Below are 23535 nucleotides of genomic sequence, written 5' to 3'. Positions count from 1 at the left end.
CACCTTTCAATTGTCTGTCAGAAGGTTAAGAATAATTCGACACCCAGTGTTGATAAATACTCATCATCAATACAGACAAACAACAAACAGGAGCGAATCGTGGATCGTCTCACCAGCATGAACGTCTTCGTCAGAGCCGCCGAACTGGGGTCCTTTGCCGCAGCGGCGGAGGCATTACGCATATCCCCGCAGATGGTAGCGAAGCATATCGCCCGGCTGGAATCGCGACTGGGCACGTCTCTGCTGAACCGTACCACCCGCCGCCAGCATCTGACGGACATCGGCAGCAGCTATTATGAACGTTGCAAAATAGTGCTCGCGGAGGCCGAGGCGGCCGAGGCCATCGCGCTGGAAATGAAAGCCACGCCGTCCGGCATCATCCGCGTCAATGCGCCCGTGACCTTTGGCGCCTCCATGCTGGCGCCGTTCATAACCCAGTATCTGGATAACTATCCCGGCACGCAGGTGGAGCTGACGCTAAGCGATCGGATGGTCGATCCTGTCGAGGAAGGCTATGAAGTAATATTGCGCATCGGTGAATTGCACGACAGTCCGCTGATTGCGTATCCCCTGCGGCCTTATCGTCTGATTGCCTGCGCCTCGCCCGAGTATCTTGCTCAGAACGGCACCCCGGTTACGCCCGCCTGTCTGACGCTGCACGCCTGTCTGGTTTATGGGATCTGGTCGCCGCAGTCGCCCTGCCGCTGGCTGTTCTCAAAAGAGGGGAAAACGCAGGAAGTCCGCCCCGAAGGGCGTTTTCGGGCAAATGACTGGCGGGCACTTTTACACGCGGCGGTCAAAGGTTATGGCGTAACGCTAGGGCCGGAAGACGTATTGCGCGACGAAATCCGCGCCGGGCGTTTGGTGCAAATACTGCCCGATTACGAATGTCCCTCGAAGCCAATGCACGTCCTCACGGCGGCAGGTTTACGGCAGACAGTAAAAATACGGAGCTTTATCAAAGCGGTGACAGACACTTTTGGCTAATCTTTGAAAACGCAGATCGCGTCCGGCCGACGTGGTTTTACGCGCTTATCCTGCTCACACATGCCAATAATAAAGAGGCTGGAAATGACACGTTTTCTGAATAATCGTCCACATTTTTCTCTCCGTCACGGAATTCTGCTCGCGCTGAGCGCCGCCTTTTCCCTGAGCGCGCACGCCGGCAACACGCCGCCCGATGGTTATCAGCTGGAAAAAGTGGTGATCCTCAGTCGCCACGGCGTGCGAGCGCCCACCAAAATGACGCAAACCATGCGCGACGTGACGCCAAACGTCTGGCCGGAATGGCCGGTCAAACTCGGTTATATCACGCCACGGGGCGAGCATCTGGTCAGCCTGATGGGCGGGTTTTATCGACAGACGGTTCAGCAGGAAGGTCTTCTCGCATCGGGAGATTGCCCTGCGCCCGGCGTGGTATATGTCTGGGCCGACGTCGATCAGCGCACGCTCAAAACCGGCGAAGCCTTTCTTAACGGGTTTGCTCCGCAATGCGGTTTGACTATTCATCATCAGCAAAACGTTAAAAAAGAAGATCCGCTGTTTCACCCGGTGAAAGCAGGCGTCTGCCAGATGGATAAAAAGCAGGTACAGCAAGCGGTTGAGAAACAGGCCGGAACCGCAATGGATAACCTGAATCCACGCTATCTCCCTTCCCTGCAACGCATGAGTGCCGTTCTGAACTTCCCGAAATCGGCCTGGTGTGAGCAACACAGCGCTGATAAAACCTGCGATTTTGCGCAGTCGATGCCGTCGAAATTGTCCATTAAAGATAATGGTAACAAAGTCGCGCTGGAAGGTGCTGTCGGGCTGTCTTCGACGCTGGCAGAAATCTTCCTGCTCGAACACGCTGAAGGAATGCCGCAACCCGCCTGGGGTAATATTCATTCAGAGGAGGAATGGGTATCGTTGCTCAAACTGCACAATGCGCAGTTTGATTTGCTGTCGCGCACGCCCTACATCGCCAGCCACAACGGGACACCGCTGCTGCAAACCATCGCCAGCGCGCTCGATCCGAAGGCCGCGAAAGGCACGCTGCCGGGCATTTCCCCTGACAATAAACTCCTGTTTATTGCCGGGCATGACACTAATATCGCCAACATCTCCGGCATGTTGGGCATGTCCTGGACACTGCCCGGCCAGCCCGACAATACCCCTCCTGGTGGTGGACTGGTGTTTGAACGCTGGTCGGATAAAACCGGGAAAAAGTTTGTCAGCGTGAAGATGATGTATCAGACGCTGGCGCAGCTGCGGGAACAGACGCCGCTGTCACTGAAGACACCGGCGGGAATAGTACAGATGAAAATACCGGGATGCAGTGACCAGACCGCCAAAGGCTATTGTCCGCTGGCGACGTTCACCCGGCTGGTGGATGAAAGTGTGGTGAATGCCTGTGAATTAAAGGACTAAAAGCGTCGGGATCAAGGCGCAGTCACCTGCGCCTTCTCAATCACTCACAGGTCAATAAACCAGAAATAAAGCGGGTGCCGGGCACGCCCCAGCGGTAGGTTTTGTTGCTGCTCTGGGCGTTAACAAAATGCCCTTGTATAAATATATTTTCCCCGAAGGTTTTGCGAAATTTACTGGTGATACCGGACACAGTAATGCATTCAGAAATGTACTGCATAATATAATTCCGTTCACCAAATCAGTGCGGACTAATAAAATTCTCACCACTTCGGTGCGTTATTTAAAATAGCCGACTCTGATTGTTTCTTTTTTGAACGCAATCGATTACCTGTGCGCAACGCAATGAAAAAAGCTGATGAGTTTTGTGAGGTTGCTGTTATAGTTCGCGCTTAAAAAACCACTCACATCATTTGGATCCTCCATGACGTCAAATATATTGCATTTTTTACTTAGCCTTATAATGATATTCGGCATTGGCTGGTTGATTAGCTACAACAAACGCGGCGTTAAACTGCGCTACGTCGTGCAAATTTTGGTGATCGAAATCGTACTGGCCTGGGTTCTGCTTTACAGCCAGGCAGGCGTCTACCTGATCTCCGGCCTCTCCGGCGTATTCACCAATCTGATGAGCTACGCACGCGTCGGTACCGACTTCGTGTTTGGCGGTCTGGTAAATGATAACCAGTTCAGCTTCTTCTTATTCGTATTATGTCCAATCATCTTTATTTCTGCGCTGATTGGTATTCTCCAGCACCTGCGTATTTTGCCATTAATGATTAAAGGGATCGGTTATCTCTTATCTAAAATTAACGGAATGCCGCGACTGGAATCCTTTAATGCCGTGAGTTCTTTATTGGTCGGGCAATCTGAAAACTTTATCGCGATTAAAGATATTGTTCCGCACCTGAATGAACGCCGCATGTATACATTATCCGCAACCGCAATCTCCACCGTTTCCATGTCGATTGTGGGTTCTTACATGACCCTGCTGGAACCGCGTTATGTGATGCTCTCGCTTATTCTGAATATGCTTTCTACCTTTGCCGTATTGCAGGTGGTAAACCCGTATTCCGACGAAGCGGATAATGAAATGCCTAAGCTTACTGTACCGAAACACAGCTTCGTAGAAATGCTGGGTGAGTACATCATGGCCGGCTTCAAAATGGCGATGATCGTGGCGGCGATGCTGGTCGGCTTCAACGCCCTGCTGGCGATGATCAATGCTATCTTTATGGGCGGTTTTGGTAAAAGCTTCCAGGACATCATCGGCTACCTGTTCTACCCGATCGCCTGGTTAACCGGCATCGTCAGCCATGATTCCCTGACCGCAGGCAGCATCATGGGCACCAAAATTGTCGCTAATGAGTTCGTGGCGATGTTGCAGATGAAAGATTTGATCGCACATCTGGAACCGCGCACCGTGGCAATTCTGTCTGTCTTCCTGGTGTCTTTCGCCAACATTTCTACCGTCGGAATTATCGCCGGTGCGGTGAAGAGTATCGAAGAAGTTCAGGGAAACATGGTTGCCCGTGCCGCCTTCCGCCTGCTGGTCGGCGCAACGCTGGTCAGCCTGCTCTCCGCGTCCATCGTGGGTCTGGTTTACCGTTAATCCGCAACCGTTAGCGATCTGAACGACTGACAACGTCCGCCCACTGTGGCGGACGTTTTTGTTTGTACGGCAGCAAAAAAAATCCACGCCTGAGCGTGGATTTTTATTTCAATCGGAAGTCTTAAGACCTCAGCGTTTAGCCAATGCTGCCGCGTTACGCCCTGCCAGAATACCGAAAATGATGATATCGGCGACGGCGTTACCACCGATGCGGTTGGCTCCGTGGATACCGCCGGCCACTTCACCTGCCGCCCATGCACCGGTGATCGGCTGTTTCTGCGCATCCAGTACGGCGGTGTCGGTATTGATCACCACGCCACCCATGGTGTGATGCACGCCCGGTGCAATGCGAATGGCAAAGAACGGCCCCTGATTAAGCGGGTGACGCAGCGCAGTCGTACGACCGAAGTCTTCGTCCTTCTTCTCCACCACAAACAGGTTATAGCGCTCCAGCGTCTCGGTCAGCGCAACCGGGTTCATGTTCAGCTTCACTGCCAGCTCTTCCGGCGTCGGGGCGCTGAGCACAAAACCTTTGGCGATATATTCGTCCGCCGCTTTGTTGTTGGCACGCACTTGCTCATCGAAAATCACCCATGCACTTTTCTCCGGCAGTGCGATGATCTCGGCGGAGACTTTGTCACGGGTCTCCATCTCATTGTAGAAACGCTTACCCGCCTGACTCACCAGAATCGCCCCGCCGCCGCGTATGGATTCAGAAATCAGGTAGGAAGTCGTCTGCTCAACGGTCGGGTGGATCTGGATTTCGCCCATATCAACGGTATCCGCACCGATTTTTTGCAGCATGGCGATACCGCTACCGGTCGCCCCCTTGTGGTTGGTGGTGACGAAGCCATCCAGCTCAGGGCGGTATTTCACCACCATCTCGCGGTTGGCACTGAAACCCCCGGTGGCGACGATGACACTTTTGGCATTCAGAATGCGGCTGTCGTTGTATTCATCGACCACTTTCACACCGGTGACCGCACCATTCTCATACAAAATTTCGGCAACGGAGGTCTCGAGCAGCACTTCGATATCGCGTTTGTTGATGTTTTTCACCAGGCCGCTAATCAGGAAGCCGCCCACCGCCGAGCGATCTTCCGGGCGATGCGTGCGATCGATGCTCATCCCGCCAGTGATAGTGATGTCGTTCAGTTCGATGTCTTTCGCCGCCAGCCATTCGATGGCCTCAGGGGCCAGTTCGACAAACTCACGCAGCAATTGCGGGTTGTTTTTGAACTTGCCGCCTTTCAATGTTTCTTCGTAGAACAGCTCTTTGCTGTCTTCGATACCTTTGATTTTCTGGAAACGAGTCTCTGCCGCATTCATCCCCACCGAAGCTTTAATGGTGTTGCCGCCAATGGTCGGCATTTTCTCGATGATGACGACATGAGCACCTTCGTCATGCGCCTGAATCGCCGCTGCCAGCCCCGCGCCGCCGCTGCCGACGATCACCACGTCGTAATTTTGCGGTGCCTGCGGATTACCGCCTTCCTCGATGACGTGCTCTTTACTCGAGGTGGTCAGCGCGCGTGAAACCGCTTTCTTCAGCGCCTCACTCTGCGTGGTCGCGCCGGTGATGGCATCGACATGCGGGCTGTTGGCGACCAGAATGCGCGAACGCAGCTGTTCAAAGGTGGTGGTGAAATCGACATCCAGCGTGTCGTCTTTCACCAAAGAAATATCGGTGATACGGTCGGTATCGAGCGTCACGCTAATTTTCAGCTTCAGCGCTTCGGCTTCGACTTTTTCCTGATACACCCCGGCTTTGTATTTACGGCCGGTGGTGCTGGTGTCGCGGATCATGGCGTCCACCAGTGAGAAACGCCACAGTGGTTCCGGAATGTTCAGTTCTTCGCGCTTGTTGCTGTCGATGAACAGTTCCAGATGATCGTTATTAATGATGCGATCGGCCCAGTCCGGATAAGCGATGCACGCTTTACCCACCGCCACCAGATCAAAACCGTACTCCAGTGCTTTCTCCGCATCGGCTTTATTCACCACACCACCGACGCCAATCACCGGCACTTTTGCCAGGGTCTCAGAGCGCATCGCACGGAATTTGGTGATAAGCGGCGTCGGGTCAGTGGTATCGACAATAGAAGGACGCAACAGCTGCCCGACGGAGAAATGCACGTAGTCCAGCCCGCGCGCGGCGAGTTTCTCCAGCAGGTACATGGTGTCATCAAAGCGAATGCCTGGCACTTCAAGCTCTTCCGGCGAGAAGCGGTATCCGATAATGAAATGGTCGTCGGCGAAGCGATCCGCCATTTTGTGGGTGATCTCGAGGACTTCCATCGGGAAGGTCGTGCGCTTCTCACGGTCGCCGCCCCATTTATCGGTACGCTGGTTGGAGTTCGGCGAATAGAACTGTTGAATAAGGTAAGTGTTTGCGCCGTGAATTTCGACACCGTCAAATCCGGCTTTGATAGCACGGTTCACCGCATCACCAAATTTGGTGATCATTACGTCGACTTCTTCGCCGCTCAGCTCTTTCGGCGTGGTTGCGCCTTCACGAGGTGCCGCCAGCGCACTGGGTGCAACCGGCGTTCTGCCGCCAATCAGCTCCGGCTCGACCATACGCCCGCCGTGATAGATCTGCAAAACCGCTTTCGAACCTTTGGATTTAATGGCATCGGCGATTTTTTTCAGGCCGGGAATTTTGTTGTCGCTGTCGATGGCAATCGCGCCGGGAAATGCCGGGCCCATGCGATCAATGAAACAACACTCAACGATGATTGTTCCAATGCTGCCAGCACGGTCGCGGTAATACTCCACCAGTTCACTGGTCACCGTACCGTCGTAGAAGCCGGTACAGGTGGTCATCGGTGCCATCAGCAGGCGGTTTTTCAGCACCGCGCCGTTGGGCAAGGTAAGAGGATTAAGAACCGGGGTGAGCTTATTCATTGTGATCGACTCCAAAATGTAAACGCTTTGATTTTTTTCGTGGGCGAATGACTTACCGCTAAATTAAGTTATCCGGTGCAGGTGATAAATTTAAAATGCTTTCTTTTATAGAAGAGACAGTGTCGTTATAAACATCTGATGGACTGGAGTTGTTTAATTACTCAGCATTGACGCAAATATCCCTCCAATTGTTAACCATGAGTTGACAAAAATCAACTTTTGATTAACATGGGAATTCATCCGAACAAAATCAGCAGGTTATACCCTCAGTTTGTCTTTACCAGAAATTTACTCTACATTTCATAAAGCAGGCTTTTTGGTCAAAAATATAACCACACACAAAGTAATGTTAATGTCATAAATGGGAATGAAACTGGGGAAGGATAATATCCCCTGTGGTATACGATCCTTATCTTTCAGTAATACGTCAGCCTGTCCACAAGAGAAATTAATATATTTCAGATGCCATCGTGAAATATTACCGCAGCAGTTCAATACAAAAAGTTCCAGATAACGTCAACATAAAGATCCGGGCGTAAAGCTCATTTTTAATAACGGGCAGAAAAAACTATGAAACCCACATCCGCTTTGAATGATCCCGCGAAGGCCGCTCCAGCCTCTGCGGGACTAAAGAAACGTTTGATCATGCTGTTCCTTCCGGTGCTGGTGGCGGTGATTTTGCTGCTGACACCGGTGCCATCAGGGCTTAATCCTTACGCGTGGCACTTCTTTGCCATCTTCGTCGGAGTCATTGTCGGTCTGATTTTCGAGCCGTTACCAGGTGCTGTGATCGGCCTGACTGGCGTGGTGGTCATCGCCCTGTTCAGCCAGTGGCTGTTGTTCAGTCCGGCCGAAGTCGCCGACCCGAAATTTAAAATGGCCGGTGAGGCATTTAAATGGGCAGTCAGCGGATTTGGTAACTCAACGGTGTGGCTGATTTTCGGCGCATTTATGTTCGCGGCCGGTTATGACAAAACACAGTTTGGCCGCCGGCTGGCGCTGATTCTGGTGAAATACCTTGGCCGCCGTAGTCTGACGCTCGGCTACGCCATCACCTTCGCCGATCTGCTGCTCGCGCCTTTCACCCCTTCCAACACCGCACGAAGCGGCGGGACCATCTACCCGATTATCGCCAACCTGCCGCCGCTGTACGGTTCAAAGCCTAACGACCCGAGCGCGCGGAAAATCGGTTCTTATCTGATGTGGGTGGCGATCACTGCGGCCTGTATCACCAGCTCGATGTTCCTCTCGGCGCTGGCACCGAATCTGCTCGCACTGGCGCTGGTTAAAAGCATCACCGGTTTTGAAATCTCCTGGGGCATGTGGTTCCTCGCCTTCCTGCCGCTCGGCGTATTGCTGATCCTCACTATGCCGTTGCTGGCCTACTGGTTCTATCCGCCAGAAGTGAAGATCAACGATGAAGTGCCGCGCTGGGCCAAAAGTGAGCTGGAAAAGCTGGGCAAGCTGTCGCGTAACGAAATCCTGCTGCTGATCTTCGTCTGTTCAGCGCTGCTGATGTGGATTTTTGCCGCCGCGTGGATCGAACCGGCACTGGCCGCGTTGCTGGTCGTCGTACTGATGTTATGGACCGGCGTACTGAACTGGAACGACATTGTCAGCAACAAACCGGCCTGGAACACTTTCGCGTGGTTTGCCACGCTGGTTGCGCTGGCAGACGGTCTGGCACGCGTCGGCTTTATCGCCTGGCTGGGTAAGGAAGGTGGGCAACTGCTGGATGGATTCGATCCGCAAGTCGCCGCAGTGATGTTGCTGATTGCCTTCTTCCTGCTGCACTATTTATTCGCCAGTACCACCGCGCACACTACCGCCCTGTTACCGGCGATGCTGACTATCGCAGCAGCCATTCCGGGCATCAACATGCCGGTTTACTGCCTGATGATGGTGACCTCGCTGGGCGTGATGGGCATCATCACCCCGTACGGTACCGGCCCTAGTCCGATTTACTACGGCAGCGGCTATCTTCCAACCAAAGACTACTGGCGTCTTGGCACCATCTTCGGTGCCATCTTCCTCGGCGGCATGATGCTTATCGCCTACCCGTGGATGGTCATGATGTTCTGATCCAGAGCACAGCCTGTCAGAAACGAAAATCCACGCGAAAGCGTGGATTTTTTTATGCTGCGCTTACGCCATCATCTCACACCGGCCATCTTTCCATCGGGTAAAGCGCCAGGCGGATATTAAACAGATGGAATAACGGAGCGAACAGTTGCATATCGCCGCGACAGAGTTTTTCCAGTTCGATAAGCGACCGGTTTAATTCTGCTAATAACGCTGACGGCGGGCCGATATAAATATTTTTCAGCCGTGACTTCAGATAAGTATTAATTTCATACATCAGACTGTCGGCCTCAAAGGCGTGGCTGCGCAAAATATCCTGATGGCGGGCGTAAAAATCGTAGCAATTTACTCCCAGCCAAATCTCAGTAATTAAGTTACCGCCCAGTGCGACGTTGGGGATAGGATCAATTTTATTGCGCGGCAGAATAATATTCACTTTATCCAGCATACTGGCAACGTATTGCTGGCGCGACAGCAGCGAGGACGCATTGATTTTAACCTCGTTGGTGAATTGCAGCAGTTCTTTGATGCCCTTACGCAGGGCACGTTTGGCAGTCCACGATGGACGTTTATTGCGAATTAACGCCGTGGTCAGCAGCGCAATCACAATCCCGACAATCGTCGAAATCGCCGCATTCACAATCACCAGCAGATCAGGTTTGAAATCATGGCTCATACCGATAAAGCCGGGGATCTGCGTGGCGATAATCAGCCCGATAAAGTTGGTGGAGGGTCTGGCAATTACCAGCCCCAGCGCCAACAAACCGGGCGCGAGGCAGATCACCAGGGCTTCAAACGTCTCGGCCATCGGGATAAATACTGCCGCGTAGATAAAGCTGATGACGATGGCAATCAGCACGCCTTTTAAAAAGACGTGTATCGAGGAGATCGGGCTGTCGAGGGAGGCAAAAAACGAACAGATGACGGCCGCCATCATCGGTGCAGATGCACCATCGCGCCAGCCGGTGCCTATCCAGAATACGCAGCCGACCATGGTCGCGACAAAGGCGCTGAAAGCCGAAAGCAGGATCATCCCTTCATCTTTATGACGCCTGAACAGCTTCAGCTTGCCAGATTTTTTGTCATTACTCACCTGACTGACTCTTTCACTCACCCCGAAATAGGATTCTGCGATCTGGATGAAATTCTGCAAACGTTCCAGCAGGCCGATCAGCAGCAACCCTTCTTCGGCGCTCATGTCACCACGATCATACAGCGTTTTGATGCGCACCTGCGAGACGCGGATCTCCGCCTGAATCGCCTGCGCATTGCCGCTCTGCTCAGGGCTGTTAAGCCACAGCAAAAACTGACTGAAGGTCTCTGACACAAAATCCGGGAACGCGATGCCCTGTTCAGCCAGCAGGCTGAGGCGTTTCTCGATGGCCGTCAGTGTCGGGATAAGATACGACAGATGCTGATACTGCGCTGACACCAGACGGATCAGTCTGCGCGCGGAATCCCCTTCAAACACGCAGTGGGTGATCAGCGCTTCGACATTTACCGGATAATTCGCCATCTGCACCAGAATGTGTTCGCGCTCCGGGGACGGTTCTTTGCCCTGTACGGTCAGCAGCTCGTTGCAGAGTTTTTTCGCACCGCCGTACCAGTTGCTGACGCTGTTCTCCAGCAGATTACGCATCTTCACCGGGAACACCAGCATGTGGATCAGCGTACTGCACAGGATCGCCACCGTGATTTCTTCGACGCGGGAAATCACCGTATAAGTGATGGACAGTGGCGTATCCACATCCGCGAAACCCATAATCGCCGCGCTGTATCCCGCCAGCATAAACACGTAGCCCTTAGGGGTACGGTCATGCAACGAAAGATACAAACAGAACGCCACCCATAGCGACACGCTGAAGCTGAACAATATCGGGTCAGTGACGGTAAACGGATAGACCAGGAAAATAAACAGTCCACCCAGCACGGTACCAAGAAAGCGGTACGTTGCTTTGGAAAGTGTTGACGCAGAATAGAGCTGTGAGATGACATACACCGACACCATCGACCACGCCGGTTTATCGAGATTGAGTTCAAGTGCGATATATAAAGCTAAAAATGCCGCAATACAGGTTTTAACAGAGAACAAAACAGCATTTTTGGTTAACCATTTCATTGTAAAATCAACAGCTCAGCGGGTGTTAAACCGCTATTTTAACCTGTGCCGGAAAGACTGCATTGTGCCAGAGTGTAACAAAGCACCCATCATCAAAAGCCAAAAGAAAACGGCCTCCCTTTGGGAAGGCCGTTGCACACTGCATAACCGGTAAGATAAGCATTACCCGCGCCGAAGGGAGTCGGTGTGCAATTGGGCTCCGGCTTTTTCCCTGAGGATTTGCATGGCCTGAGCATAGGTCTTGTCACCCCGAAATAGTCCGGCGGTACCCAGAAAGCAGGACGTTATCATCGTCATCTCCCAGTCCGGTGATACGCGTGAGTTATTGCAGGCGGTTGAAATAGCCAAAAAGAACCGCGCCAAAGTGATTTGTATCACCAACGATAATGTCTCGCCGCTGTCGCAGTGCGCCGATTTGTCGATCTTCAGCCCGGCGATGAGCTGCCCGCTTTTAGGGCAAAATGCCGTGGCGCGCATCGTTCAGCTCAACCTGCTGGACACCCTGTTTATTGCGATCCTTTTGCTGGATTATCAGGGTAATAGCGAGAAGTTGCAGCGCGGGATACAGGTCGTGGGGCCGCTGCATACACGGCGGGGATAGACACAAAAAATCCACGACGGAGCGTGGATTTTTGTTTTATAGAAATGGGTTCTTAATTTAGAACGGTCTTACCACCGCCAGCACCAAGATCACTACCACGGCGGCGACAATAATTCCGGAGGCCTTACGCAGAATGGCAAAATCTTTGGTCGGCTGGCCGGTGGCGCGGCGGCGAAGTTCGCCGGAAAGCATGCCGTGAATGGCGGAAAGCAGCACCACGACGACCATTTTGATCAACAGCCACGCGTGCGGGAATTTGCCGTAGCTGATAATCATCCAGATCCCCGCGATCCACAGCAAGATCATCGCCGGGCTGGTGACGCAACGGTTCCATTTGCGGACATAATCGAGCAATGCGGAACGGCTGGACTCAGGAGCAGCGGATTGTCCACTGACCACAAAAACCATCGCCATCCCCATCATCCCCCCAATCCACAACACCCCGGCAATAACGTGTAAAGCATTTAGCCACTCATGAAGCATGATTTACTCCTTCTCAAAGTTAACGACATACTGCTCTGCCTGACAGCGTCAACCTGCTGTCCCGAAAGGGCTTTTACCGGATTATGTCTCTTTCCCACAGTAAAGGCACGGTTAACCCACCTCGCCGCCCTCTTTCATAATTTTTTATGAGTAGGTAGACTGGTATACCTACAAGTAATTTCAACAGGAAGAACACCGCCATGTCATTACCCGAATCCCCGACGGAAAGCGCACGCGATCGTCTGCTCGGCGCGGCCAGAGTGTTGTTTTATAACGATGGCATCGCCGCAACGGGCATCGATGCCATTGTGAAAAGAGCCGGCGTGGCCAAGAAAAGCCTCTATAACAATTTTGAATCGAAAGCCGAACTGGTGGCGACATACCTTGAGATCCGCCACGACGAATGGCTGGCGCTGTATGCCAGCCGTGTGCAACAGGCCTCGACGCCCAAAGAAGGCGTGATGGCGGTGTTTCTTGCCTACGAAGACCATGCAGAATTTGCCTATGAACGTGGTTTTCGCGGGTGCGGATTGCTCAACGCCGCGGCGGAACTGCCAGCCGGTGCACCGGGCAGAGTCGCAGTGCGCGGGCATAAAGAACAGGTTGAATCGATCCTGACAACTCACCTTCTCGCCATGACGGGCGCTGACGAAGCAAAGGCGCGGTGGATGGCACGTCACTTTTCCTTCCTGCTGGAAGGAGCGATGTCCCGCGCCGGACTGGAAGGCAACGGCGAATGCGTCCGGCAGGCGATGGCGATGGCCGCAGACATGATGGAGGCGTTCGAAGGATGAATCAGCGGGACAGCATGTCAGGCATGGGCGGCGTACTGATCGCCGCATTATTGTGGGGAACCACGGGCACGGCGGCAACATTTGCACCTGAGGTCAGCCCGGTTGCCATCGGCGCGGTGGCAATGGGCATCGGCGGATTGTTACAGGCGCTGATCGCTTTGCGTGGCATTATCAGAAGCCGCGTCACTCTGCGCCAGAACGGCGGCATGTTGCTGACCGGGGCGCTGGCGGTGGGCGTCTATCCACTGGCGTTTTACGCCTCCATGCACCTCGCGGGCGTGACGGTCGGCACGGTCATATCCATCGGATCCGCCCCATTGCTTTCGGCGCTGATCGAATATTGTCTCGACGGACAACGGCTCACACGTCGCTGGATGACCGGCGCGGCGGTGGGTGTCATCGGCATGGTGCTGCTGTGTCTGGCGGAAAGCACCAACCACACCTCAACCGCTCAGCAATCGGATGTCATCTTCGGCATCGCCCTCGGCCTGCTCGCCGGTCTGACGTATGCCCTCTATTCCTGGGCGGCACGTCGTCTGATGCAGCGCCGCATTCCCTCGCGCACGGCGATGGGCGCCACCTTCGGTCTCGGCGGGATCCTGCTGATGCCGGTACTTTTTGCCACCGGCGCGCCGCTGCTGGCATCTATAAATAACGCCGCCGTCGGCATTTATATGGCGCTGATCCCGATGTTTATCGGCTACGTCTGTTACGGCTACGGGCTGGCGCGTATTCCCGCCAGCCTCGCCACCACCATTACCCTGCTCGAACCCGCCGTCGCGGCGGTACTCGCTGTGTTGATCGTCGGCGAAAGGCTGCCGGTGATGGGCTGGGTCGGCATCGGGCTGATTTTGGGATGCCTGATCGTAATTACTGCGCCAGCGAAGCGCGCCAGCACGGCTCGCACAGAAGATGAAATAGCTTAAGTATTTTCACCGACCGCTTCATTTTTTCCGGTGATGCTGATGCGTCTCGCCCTGCGCTTCGAGGATTTCACCGTCACAATTAAAATGCCTGACGAAATAATTAACAACCCTGCCGCCAGCGTTAACGTCAGATGTTCACCGAGGAAAACCACCGACATCAGCAGGCCGATAACCGGTACACCCAACATCGCGGTGGACATACTGGTGCTCGACAGCCACATGCTGGCAGCGTTCACCGCCACAAAGCAAAATGCGGTGGCGAACGGTCCCATGAATAGCAGCGTTTCGATTAACGACACCGAACCGTCGCCGTCATATGGACCTTCGACAACGCGGGCCATTACGATAAGCGGCACGCTGGCCAGCAACATCTGCCAGGGTGCCAGCTGATAGGCGCTGCACACACCTTTGTGATAACGCAGGTGAAAAATACACATTGCCCAGGTGAACGATGCAGTCAGCAGCATCAGGTTGGCCAGCACCAGCGCATGATCGCTCCAGTTAAATGTGAAGGGATTGAATAAAACCACGACGCCTGCGCCACCGAGCAGCGTACCGGTCAGCTGGCGACGTGAAAGTTTTTCTCTGAAAAACAGTACGGCAATCGGCGTCACCCACAGCGGTGTGGTGTATGCCAGTACCGCCGAACGACCAGCCGGGACTTCGGTCATCGCCATCGCGCCGAGCACGGTAAACGTCATCATCTGCAACAATCCGACGCTCACTACCAGCGGCCAGTCTTTACGCGGTGGGAAGCGTAGCTTACCGGTCAGCGCCTGAAGCGCGAACAGGCAAAGCCCGCCGGTGGCAAATCGTAGTGAAGAAAGCCAGATCGGCGAGACGTGCGAAAGTCCTGATTTCATCACCGGCCAGTTTGCGCCCCAGACGACGATCGCCCCAATCAGCAGCAAAATGCCCTTCAGTTTCACGCTTTTTTGGTCCTGCGCCGAAGCCGTCAAAAATTTCCCCTCAGTTCCCACAATCGTTTCTCCACTGCGAAATGTTATGTGGTAATTTTATCTGGATAAATCGGGGTAATTTCTCCCATTAGATTCCTGATAACGTTTTTTATGAGTGATTTTATCTTCAAAAATAAATATTTAAGGATAATTTATCCCAATGAAAAAACTCGACAGGACCGACGTCGCCATTCTTAACTCTATGCAGGAGAATTCGCGGATCACCAACGCTGACCTTGCGCGATCCGTTAACCTCTCCCCGACGCCGTGTTTCAACCGGGTTAAAGCCATGGAAGAACTGGGCGTGATCCGCAAGCAGGTCACGTTGTTAGAGCCCGCAGTGCTGGGACTGCACGTGAACGTGTTTATTCAGGTCAGTCTGGAGAAACAGGTTGAGGATGCGCTGAGCGTGTTTGAAAAAGCGATCGGCGACCGCCCCGAAGTGATGGAATGTTACCTGATGACCGGCGATGCGGATTATCTTCTGCGGGTGCTGGTACCGGATATCCGCGCACTGGAACATTTTATTTTGGACCATCTGACTAAGATCCGCGGCGTCTCAAATATCCGTTCCAGCTTTGCTCTCAAGCAGGTGCGTTACAAAACCGCACTGCCGCTGCCGGCAGAGGGGATAGCGCTGAGCAAAAAATAGCGCGCGCTATGGCAGCTGGCTCAGCCACTGGCTGCGGTACTGCGAGGGGGATCGTGCCGTACTTTTACGAAACACACGACAGAAATAGTTGCTGTCGACAAATCCGCAATGCGTTGCGACTTCTTTAATTTTCAGCTCATAACCTTTGAGCAGCAATTTCGCGCGTTCAAGACGCACGTGATTGAGATACTCGCTAAAGCCGATATCGCCGGACTTTCTGAATAAATGAGAGAGATAATTAGGCGTGATGTGAAATCGCTTCGCGACGTTTTCACGCGTCAGCGGCAGGGAGGCGTTTTCGTCGATGTACCGTTTCACCACCTCAAACAGCGCGCCGCTGCGGGTCAGCACCTGCGCGCGGTTGGACAACTGTTCCAGACAATGGCTAAGCAAACCGGCCATCACGCAGCGGGCGGTTTGCTGATCTTCTGCAATTGAGACAACTTCATTCATTGCCTGAAGCAAAAATGACCCGACGCGCGGGCCAAGGCGCGGCACGCTCTGTTTGTCGGTGCCGGTGAACGCTTTTCCATCCCAGAATTGCAGGCTGAAACCCAGTTTTTCCTTACTAAAAAGAATGCTCAGCAACACTGCAGGTTTATCCCAGACGGTCAGATTCCACTTCCCGCCCGGAATATAAATAGCATCGCCCTGCCTCAGCAGCCCTTTATCCGCCGTGACGTTGCGGTCATGCACTTCGCCTTCGACGACAAATTCGATGCGCGGAAAACTCACCACGCAGGCCAGCTCCGGCGGCGGTTGTGAGTTATCCGGAAACCGGATAGCCAGCGACCCGCTGCCTAAAACCGAGCGGAAAAGTGTCTCTATCACGTCTGTCAGCATCGTGGCCTCCGGAGATTTTTGTTTACCATAACATACCCGTAACAACATCGATGTTATGCAGGATCCGGAGTCTGTGACCGCGCGCAAATTGCGAAAATAAAAAAGCCCGGCCGTCGGGCCAGGCTTCACAGTAAATGGAATTCAGAGCACGTCGAGCAGCCATTTTTGCGCTGGTGTCAGGCGGCTGGCGGTTTCAGGCTTCAGCCATTTGCGCTGATCCTGCTGCTGCACATCCTCGCGGTCGATATACAAACTGTGCAGCACGCGTCGACGGGTCCCCGCTTTATTATTGGTGCCGCCATGCCAGGCGTGCGCGTTGTAAATCATTACACTGCCCGCAGGCGCTTCGAACACCACCTCATCGGGATGTGGCAAACCGCAGTCGGCCAGCACGTCCTCCGGCAGCTCCGGGCGGTGATGCGTACCGGGAATAATGCGCGGCGCTCCGTTAGCGGCGCTCAAATCGTCAATCGCTATAATGGCGTTCACCAGATGCACCTTAGGGAAATCCGGCCGTGGTTTTTTCCAGTCGGCATGAAGGGGCTGATGCCCGCCGTGGTGCAATGCTTCCCGGCCATTCAGGCTGGAGACTTTGAACGCTCCCTCAAAGATATGGCGGCACACGGAAAGGATCAGCGGATGCGCCCACGCTTTTTCCCACACCGTTCCCTTGTTGATCATGTTTGCGATACGGGTCGCAGTGGCTTCCTGATGATGTTCCACCGCCAGATTATCGCCCTCTTTTTCAACCAGCGAATCAAACGCGGCGCGCATATCTTCCAGCCAGTCTTTGTCGATAACATCATGAATAACCACATAACCTCTTGTCTCAAGCTCATCCAGCTGTGCCGGTGACAACGTCTGATTTGCGCCCAGCGCATTGAGATACTGTTCGGATGTCATGTTCATTTTTTGCCTCGTCAGTTAACGTTTCCGTAACATTAAAGTACGAGGAATTTTGTAGGAATAAACGATGAAAATCCTACGGAGATCTGGATAAATGTGGGATCAGGAGGGAAATGTGATGGGGGCGTGCGGCGCAAAATCGCGCCATCTCATCATTTTAAAGTAAGACACTGAGTGGGTTTGCTTCGAAGGAGGCAGGAAGAGTGGTTGCTTTTAAATAAACATACATAAAATGCCCATCGCTAAATGGGCATTTAGTCGTGCGTTAATTCTGGAATAAAGAATTACTTTTTCTTATAAACATCGGCGGTGCCGTGGATTTTATTATTGGTATTACCCGATGTTAATACGAATACGTCGCCGCCTTTTTTATCGGCTTTTTTAGAGAGATCTTCTATAGCACCGGATTGCGACGTTTTGTTGGATGTCGTGACGGAACCCACTTTTGTATACTGAGATTCCACTTTCTCAAAATCGACTTTTTTCAGCAGTTGAGCAGAAAAAGCGCTGGAAGAGATAAACGCCGTCAAAGCCACAGCCAGCAAAGCATGATGTTTTTTCATTTAAGCCTCTGATTAAATTTTACCCAGTAAAAATATCGAATGTCGGCTAACCCTACGCCTGTTTATAATAACCCTGTTAAGCAATAAACTCGCCGATAAACAACGGGTTCTCACTCCCACTAAGTAGTAGATGACGGAATGAATAATTACAAGGCAAAACTAAAAATTTAAAAACTCACTCATAAGAAAAACTGTTTATTGCTGCATACTGAAATAAAACCACACCAGTGATGTCCCATAAAATGGTGAGGCGCCTGGCGTTTTTAATATCTTATTGTTCACTAATAAAGGGGCGCATGCTTTGCGCCATGAAATTTTCTCGTTTATTTCTCACATCTGGGATTGAGCTGTTGTGATTTTTAATCACTGATGTAAGCAAGTCATATTCCGGTTGGTTTGCTATCCCCCTCCCGGCCGCCTCTGCACCTCCCCCTATCTCATTTCCCGCACTTGAATAGCTACTATTGTTCTTTTACATCCCCCCTCCCTGACTTCAATAATCCTTGTTAACAGAGTGTGTCAAAAAAAGGGATAACGATGGGATACCGTTTAAGTTTGCTGGAAAAAAGTCCGCTAGACGATCACGAAGATGCCGCCGGGGCGCTGCGGCGAACGCTGGAACTGGCGCAGAAAGCTGAACGTTGGGGCTATCACCGCTTCTGGCTGGCAGAGCATCACAACACTGACAAACTGGCGATCTCGTCTCCCGAGATAGTCATCGCGTGGATCCTCGCGCACACCCAGCGGCTGAGAGTCGGTTCGGGGGGAGTGATGTTGCAACATTACAGCCCGTTCAAAGTCGCCGAGAATTTCAATCAGCTGGCCTCGCTCGCGCCGGGACGCGTTGATCTTGGTATTGGTAAAGCGCCGGGCGGTTTACCGCTTTCCACTAACGCGCTGCAATACGCGGTGGATCCGGCTCGTAAAGGGGATTTTGCAGAACAACTGCGCCAGCTGGATGACTGGCTTTCCGTGCCGGTTCGCGGCAAGGGTGATGACCGGCTTTCAGCCACGCCGCAACCGCCGCAGACGGCTTCGCGCTTTCTGTTAGGTGCCAGCGAGCAAAGCGCACGTCTGGCGGCGAGCCTCGGCTGGAGCTTTGTTTTTGCCGCGCATCTCAATGCCGATGAGCGAGATATCTCCCGCGCCCTTTCCGCGTATTCCCACGACAGCAACGGAAAACGTGCTCTGCTCGCGGTGCCGGTGATCGTCGCCGAAACCGCCGCCAAAGCCGCGAGTCTGGTGGACAACAGCCAGCGATATCGCGTGACCGGCAGCGACGGCCAGAGCGTTAACGTCGGCAGTCTGGAACAGGCCGAGTTATACACCCGCCAGTCGAAAGCCGCTTCCCATGAGATTGAAGAGCGTAAGTCCGCCGTGCTGCATGGCACCGGTGAGGATGTTCATCGTCAGCTGGAAGCCCTTCAGGCGCAGTACGGCATCGAAGAATTTGTGATTGATACGCCGCTGGCGCAGCCCCAGGCGCGCCTGCGGTCACTGGAGTTATTAGCCACCACCAGCGTTGCGCTGGCCTGAGGAGCTGAAGATGAGCCATCGTATTCGTCTTGCCAATGAGTCTGACGCTGCCGCCCTGCACAGCCTGCTGCAAAAGGCTTATGCGCCGCTGCTTGAGCACAATATTCATTTCACCATCACCCGCGCCAGCGTTGAAGACGTGCGCGAAGTGATCCGCAGCGAAACCACCTATGTACTGGAAACTGACGCCGGGCTGACTGCCACGCTGACCACCCGTTTTCAGTGGACACCGGCAAAAAACCATCTGGCGCCCTGGCCTTTCGTCCACTGGTTTGCCGTCGCCGAACATGCCAAAGGGCAAGGCTATGGCCGCGAAATCATACGCTACGTGGAAGAGACGTTTTTGCGCGATACGCTGAAATCTCCGGCCGTGTATCTGGCGACGGCGATCAATCACCCGTGGCTGACCGATCTCTATCAGCGTCGCGGCTACGAGCCGTTCCACACCGCAACCAATCCGCTGGGCGTCGAGCTGGTGTATCTGCGAAAAATACTCGATCAGCAGGCGTTCGACGTGCAGGAAAATAAACCGGCGGTTCGCTCACTCAATGAATTACGTGCGCTGGCATAGCGCCGAAAATCAATTATCAATAAGGAAAAACGATGAGCCACAAACAATACATTCGTCTGGGTGCAATTATTCAGGGTGCATCAGGAAATATGTCTGCATGGCGACACCCTGACGCCGTGGCCGACGCCAGTATAAATATTCAGTTCTGTCAGCAGTTAGCGCAAAAAGCCGAACAGGCAAAATTTGATTTCTTATTTGTTGCCGATGGGCTGTTTATTACTGAGAAATCCATCCCACATTTTCTCAACCGTTTCGAACCGATCACCCTGCTGTCGGCGCTGTCGTTAGTCACCCAAAAAATCGGACTGGTGGCGACACTTTCCACCTCCTACAGCGAACCGTTCACCGTTGCGCGCCAGTTCGCCAGCCTTGATCACCTGAGCGGCGGTCGCGCGGGCTGGAACGTGGTGACCTCTCCGCTGGAAGGCTCCGCCAAAAACTTCTCGCGCGATAAACATCCTGAACACGACGAGCGTTACCGCATCGCCAGCGAATACGTCAGCGTGGTCAAAGGTCTGTGGGATTCATGGGAGAAAGATGCATTCGTGCGTAACAAAGCCAGCGGCGAGTTTTTTGCGGCGGACAAGTTACATACCCTCAATCATCACGGAAAATATTTCTCAGTGCAGGGTCCGCTGAACGTCGGGCGCTCACCGCAGGGGCGCCCGGTGGTATTCCAGGCTGGCGCATCCGATCAGGGCAAAACGTTTGCCGCCGAAGCCGCTGACGCGATTTATACCCGTCAGGAAACCCCTGAACTGGCGCGTGAGTTCCGCGATGATGTCCGCCGTCAGCTGGTAGAAAATGGCCGCGATGCCGACGATATTCGCGTGTTTCAGGGTATCAGCGTGATTATTGGTGACACCGTCACGCAGGCCGAGCACAAGTATCAGGAAACGGCGCAACTGGTGACGCTCAAAAGCGCGCTGGACTACCTTGGCCGTTACTTTGAGCATTACGATTTCAGCCAGCATGATCCGGACGCGCCGTTCCCGGACATCGGCGATCTTGGTCAAAACAGTTTCCGCAGCACCACCGATGAAATCAAACGCAACGCCCGTGAACACGGGCTGACGCTGCGTCAGGCCGCGCTGGAAGCCGCCACGCCGCGCCCGACGTTCTTCGGCACTCCCGATGATATCGCCGACGGGCTGGAACACTGGTTTAGCTCGGGGGCAACGGACGGGTTTATTGTCCGCGGCGGGACGCCCACGGCGTTTGATGATTTCGTAGAAACGGTGATACCGATATTGCAGGCGCGGGGGCTTTATCGTACGGAATATGAAGGGGACACATTGCGGGAGAATCTGGGGTTAAAGGAGCCGGAGAATCAGTTTGTTTCTGTGCCGAACGCGGCACGAACGTATTCAAAGCAGATTGAGAAAATTTCGGTTTCTCAAGAACCGTGATCACGTAACGCCTGCGCCGAAACCGCCAAAGAGGGAGGAAAGCGCCTCCCTCTTTGATCTCCCACGCTTTTTTCAAACACGCGCTATCGCGAAAACGATGGCCGTGTTCTGTGACTCCCGCCTGTGGCGCAAAACCCTGCCGCTGCGCGGTTCCTTCTCTCGGTCTTCGAGCCTATGGTCTCGAAGCCGCTCCGTTCAGCAGGATTTTTTAATCGCGCCATCTAACCATTTTTAAAAACAGAAAAGAGTCATCTTTAGTTTTTAGTTGTCCCTTTTCTTTTCTCATCCTGAGCGGGTGAAGTTGTGACCTTAAAAGCTCTGGCCGCGTTCAAAAATCACGCCGAAGGGAGAGGTGGAAAACCGCGCGTTTTTTTGCGCGGGTTGTAACCCGACCGGAGGGCACCGCGCAGCGGCGGGATTTTGCGGCAATAGCGGAAGTACCTGAAACAGAGCCCGTCTGCATGGCACGTGTTTTAAAGAGCCCGGGATTCTTAAGGGCGGCGGCGATAAGCCGCCCTTAAGGCCGGTTTGGGCGGCAGCCCAAGGTCTTGAACTTGAAATTGAAGTTGCAGATGGACGCCGCACATTACAGCATCCCTCTGCAATAAATCACAACGGCCTCTTACCCAGACCAAGATTCCCCCTAAAATCCCCGTCTCCATACTCCGTATCAATCAGACCCCTTTTGCGCAACTCCGGCAATAACCCGTTTATCAGTAAATCTTCCTGGTCCGGTTGCCCCAGACCGTGCAGTGAAATTACATCCAGCACGCCCGCGCGGTAGCGCTCTTCAATGGCGTCGGCCAGCGTCTCCGGTGTTCCGGCGGTGAACCAGTGGCCGGTCTCCTGAGCCTGAATGATTAACTCCCGCAGCGTCAGCCCCTGCAGGGCAAAACGCTTGAAGATTTCCGCGCGCCCGCGTCGCCTGTTAACCTGCCCGATGTCAGGCAGCAAACGCAGCGGGATCGGCTGATCGAGAGCGAAATCACGCAGGTCTATCTCTCCGCCCAGCATGTCAGCGACTTTGAGACGCCCCTGCTCATAATCGATCCGCTCGTGCTTTTCGAAGAGACGCCGCGCCACGTCCGACGGGCTTTCTCCAATGATCGAATGGAATGAGTTCATAATAAGCGGCCGGTTTTCACGGCGGCCAAAAGCATCGGCGTGATGATGCACGCGTTCGACAAAGCTTTTCGCATCACTGAGCGTCGGCTGCGAGGTGTAAATCACTTCGGCCAGTCTCGCGCCCAGCTTCAGCCCTTCTTCGGACTGCCCGGCCTGAAACTGCACCGGACGGTGCTGCGGCGGTGGCGGAACATTCAGCGGCCCCTGCACGCGAAAGAAATCGCCGTGATGATGAACCGGATGCAGCTTGCGCGGATCGATAGTAACCGAGCCGCTTTTATTGCGGCGTACCGCATCCGGCTGGTTGGCGTCAAATAAAGCGTTGATGACCTCGATGAATTCTGTCGCGCGGGCGTAGCGCACTTGCGGTGCGGGTAAGGTGATTTCACCAAAGTTCTCTTCGCCTACAGAGGACGTGACTGCGTTCCAGCCCGCGCGGCCACCGCTGACGTGATCGAGCGTGCCGATCAACCTCGCAAGATTATACGGGTGCTGAAAAGTGGTGGAGACCGTGGCAATCAGTCCGATATGCGAGGTGACCTGACTCAGCGCCGCGAGTGTGATGAGCGGATCCTGACTGCCAGTCGAGCCGGCAAGTCCATCCGGATCGGCCTGTAATAAATCGGCAGTGAACAGCCCGGTTATCTTCTCTTTTTCAGCGATTTTAGCCAGGGCAATGGCGCGGGTAATTCCGGTCTGGCGGCCTTCATCGTTGGAGGCGTACACCACGCTCCCTGCCCCGACCAGCGTTTTCAGGCGACTGCGAGAGGTAATAGTCAATGGATCTCCTTAAATTTAAGCTGCATTTGAAGAACAACGTCTGCGTTAAAAATAGAGATCAGGCGTATTTAAGCCACGAAGAAAAAAGCATTTCGTTTCTCTAAAAAGGAATAAGCGCGGGGGGAATAATTGCCTAAGTCATTTATTTTCGCTGGTAAGCAAATATTGTGATTTTACAAGCTGGCAACGCGCCTTTAATAATCATTACGGGAATCGCTATTCCCTATAACAGGACAGTGGGTTTTATTCGTTTTTATATTC

General features: G+C 53.5%; 18 protein-coding genes and 1 pseudogene. 11 read left to right on the top strand and 8 right to left on the bottom strand.

The window, feature by feature from the left end; translation table 11 throughout:
* The first annotated feature begins 99 nt into the window (after nucleotides 1-99).
* The 3 genes from GE278_10250 to GE278_10240 all read left to right on the top strand — a co-directional run bounded on the left by GE278_10250 (nucleotide 100) and on the right by GE278_10240 (nucleotide 4018).
* Nucleotides 100-987 (top strand): LysR family transcriptional regulator, encoded by an 888-nt coding sequence (locus GE278_10250; protein ID QLK61115.1) that lies wholly within the window; start codon nucleotides 100-102, stop codon nucleotides 985-987.
* 84 nt (nucleotides 988-1071) lie between these two features.
* Nucleotides 1072-2409: an AppA family phytase/histidine-type acid phosphatase gene (locus GE278_10245; GenBank protein ID QLK61114.1), complete on the top strand. Its 1338-nt coding sequence runs from the start codon at nucleotides 1072-1074 to the stop codon at nucleotides 2407-2409.
* Nucleotides 2410-2830: 421 nt separating this feature from the next.
* Nucleotides 2831-4018, top strand: coding sequence for a NupC/NupG family nucleoside CNT transporter (locus GE278_10240; protein ID QLK61113.1), 1188 nt, complete (start codon nucleotides 2831-2833; stop codon nucleotides 4016-4018).
* Nucleotides 4019-4147: 129 nt separating this feature from the next.
* Here GE278_10240 and GE278_10235 read toward each other — a convergent pair whose 3' ends face one another.
* Nucleotides 4148-6925, bottom strand: coding sequence for a flavocytochrome c (locus GE278_10235; protein ID QLK61112.1), 2778 nt, complete (start codon nucleotides 6923-6925; stop codon nucleotides 4148-4150).
* Nucleotides 6926-7495: 570 nt separating this feature from the next.
* Between GE278_10235 and GE278_10230 the strand changes: the two genes are divergently transcribed.
* Entirely contained in the window at nucleotides 7496-9007 is a 1512-nt protein-coding gene (locus GE278_10230) for a DASS family sodium-coupled anion symporter (GenBank protein QLK61111.1), read from the top strand.
* Nucleotides 9008-9083: 76 nt separating this feature from the next.
* Here GE278_10230 and GE278_10225 read toward each other — a convergent pair whose 3' ends face one another.
* Nucleotides 9084-11126, bottom strand: a complete 2043-nt coding sequence (locus tag GE278_10225) for an FUSC family protein (GenBank protein ID QLK61110.1) — start codon at nucleotides 11124-11126, stop codon at nucleotides 9084-9086.
* Nucleotides 11127-11367: 241 nt separating this feature from the next.
* Here GE278_10225 and GE278_10220 point away from each other — a divergent pair, with 241 nt between their 5' ends.
* Nucleotides 11368-11727: an SIS domain-containing protein gene (locus GE278_10220; protein QLK61109.1), complete on the top strand. Its 360-nt coding sequence runs from the start codon at nucleotides 11368-11370 to the stop codon at nucleotides 11725-11727.
* Between the two features lie 57 nt (nucleotides 11728-11784).
* On the opposite strand, the gene GE278_10215 is transcribed toward GE278_10220, so the two are convergent.
* Nucleotides 11785-12210: a hypothetical protein gene (locus GE278_10215; protein ID QLK61108.1), complete on the bottom strand. Its 426-nt coding sequence runs from the start codon at nucleotides 12208-12210 to the stop codon at nucleotides 11785-11787.
* Nucleotides 12211-12410: 200 nt separating this feature from the next.
* Between GE278_10215 and GE278_10210 the strand changes: the two genes are divergently transcribed.
* Entirely contained in the window at nucleotides 12411-13004 is a 594-nt protein-coding gene (locus GE278_10210; GenBank protein ID QLK61107.1) for a TetR family transcriptional regulator, read from the top strand.
* A 14-nt stretch (nucleotides 13005-13018) separates the two neighbouring features.
* A complete protein-coding gene (locus tag GE278_10205; protein ID QLK63263.1) occupies nucleotides 13019-13930 on the top strand; it encodes an EamA family transporter in 912 nt (303 codons plus the stop codon).
* Here the strand turns inward: GE278_10205 and GE278_10200 are convergent.
* Nucleotides 13927-14847, bottom strand: a pseudogene (locus tag GE278_10200) (EamA family transporter). The gene GE278_10205 and the pseudogene GE278_10200 sit on opposite strands and share 4 nt — an antisense overlap.
* Nucleotides 14848-15049: 202 nt before the next feature.
* Here GE278_10200 and GE278_10195 point away from each other — a divergent pair.
* Nucleotides 15050-15541 (top strand): winged helix-turn-helix transcriptional regulator, encoded by a 492-nt coding sequence (locus GE278_10195; GenBank protein ID QLK61106.1) that lies wholly within the window; start codon nucleotides 15050-15052, stop codon nucleotides 15539-15541.
* A 6-nt stretch (nucleotides 15542-15547) separates the two neighbouring features.
* Here GE278_10195 and GE278_10190 read toward each other — a convergent pair whose 3' ends face one another.
* The 3 genes from GE278_10190 to GE278_10180 all read right to left on the bottom strand — a co-directional run bounded on the left by GE278_10190 (nucleotide 15548) and on the right by GE278_10180 (nucleotide 17853).
* Nucleotides 15548-16384 (bottom strand): helix-turn-helix domain-containing protein, encoded by an 837-nt coding sequence (locus GE278_10190; GenBank protein QLK61105.1) that lies wholly within the window; start codon nucleotides 16382-16384, stop codon nucleotides 15548-15550.
* A 141-nt stretch (nucleotides 16385-16525) separates the two neighbouring features.
* Nucleotides 16526-17293 carry a phytanoyl-CoA dioxygenase gene (locus GE278_10185; GenBank protein QLK61104.1) on the bottom strand — a complete coding sequence of 256 codons (768 nt, stop codon included), beginning with the start codon at nucleotides 17291-17293 and terminating at the stop codon, nucleotides 16526-16528.
* A gap of 281 nt (nucleotides 17294-17574) precedes the next feature.
* Nucleotides 17575-17853 carry a DUF1471 domain-containing protein gene (locus GE278_10180; GenBank protein ID QLK61103.1) on the bottom strand — a complete coding sequence of 93 codons (279 nt, stop codon included), beginning with the start codon at nucleotides 17851-17853 and terminating at the stop codon, nucleotides 17575-17577.
* 537 nt (nucleotides 17854-18390) lie between these two features.
* Here GE278_10180 and GE278_10175 point away from each other — a divergent pair.
* Genes GE278_10175 through GE278_10165 form a run of 3 tightly spaced genes read left to right on the top strand, consistent with a single transcriptional unit; the run spans nucleotide 18391 to nucleotide 21369 of the window.
* Nucleotides 18391-19389 (top strand): MsnO8 family LLM class oxidoreductase, encoded by a 999-nt coding sequence (locus GE278_10175; protein QLK61102.1) that lies wholly within the window; start codon nucleotides 18391-18393, stop codon nucleotides 19387-19389.
* A 10-nt stretch (nucleotides 19390-19399) separates the two neighbouring features.
* Nucleotides 19400-19960, top strand: coding sequence for a GNAT family N-acetyltransferase (locus tag GE278_10170; GenBank protein QLK61101.1), 561 nt, complete (start codon nucleotides 19400-19402; stop codon nucleotides 19958-19960).
* 32 nt (nucleotides 19961-19992) lie between these two features.
* Nucleotides 19993-21369, top strand: a complete 1377-nt coding sequence (locus GE278_10165; protein QLK61100.1) for an NtaA/DmoA family FMN-dependent monooxygenase — start codon at nucleotides 19993-19995, stop codon at nucleotides 21367-21369.
* A 609-nt stretch (nucleotides 21370-21978) separates the two neighbouring features.
* Here GE278_10165 and GE278_10160 read toward each other — a convergent pair.
* Nucleotides 21979-23274: an NtaA/DmoA family FMN-dependent monooxygenase gene (locus tag GE278_10160; GenBank protein ID QLK61099.1), complete on the bottom strand. Its 1296-nt coding sequence runs from the start codon at nucleotides 23272-23274 to the stop codon at nucleotides 21979-21981.
* Nucleotides 23275-23535 lie beyond the last annotated feature (261 nt).

Source organism: Enterobacteriaceae bacterium Kacie_13 (assembly GCA_013457415.1).
Lineage (GTDB): Bacteria > Pseudomonadota > Gammaproteobacteria > Enterobacterales > Enterobacteriaceae > Rahnella.
Note: the sequence above shows the minus strand (reverse complement) of the source record. Positions and strands in the feature narration are given on the sequence as shown.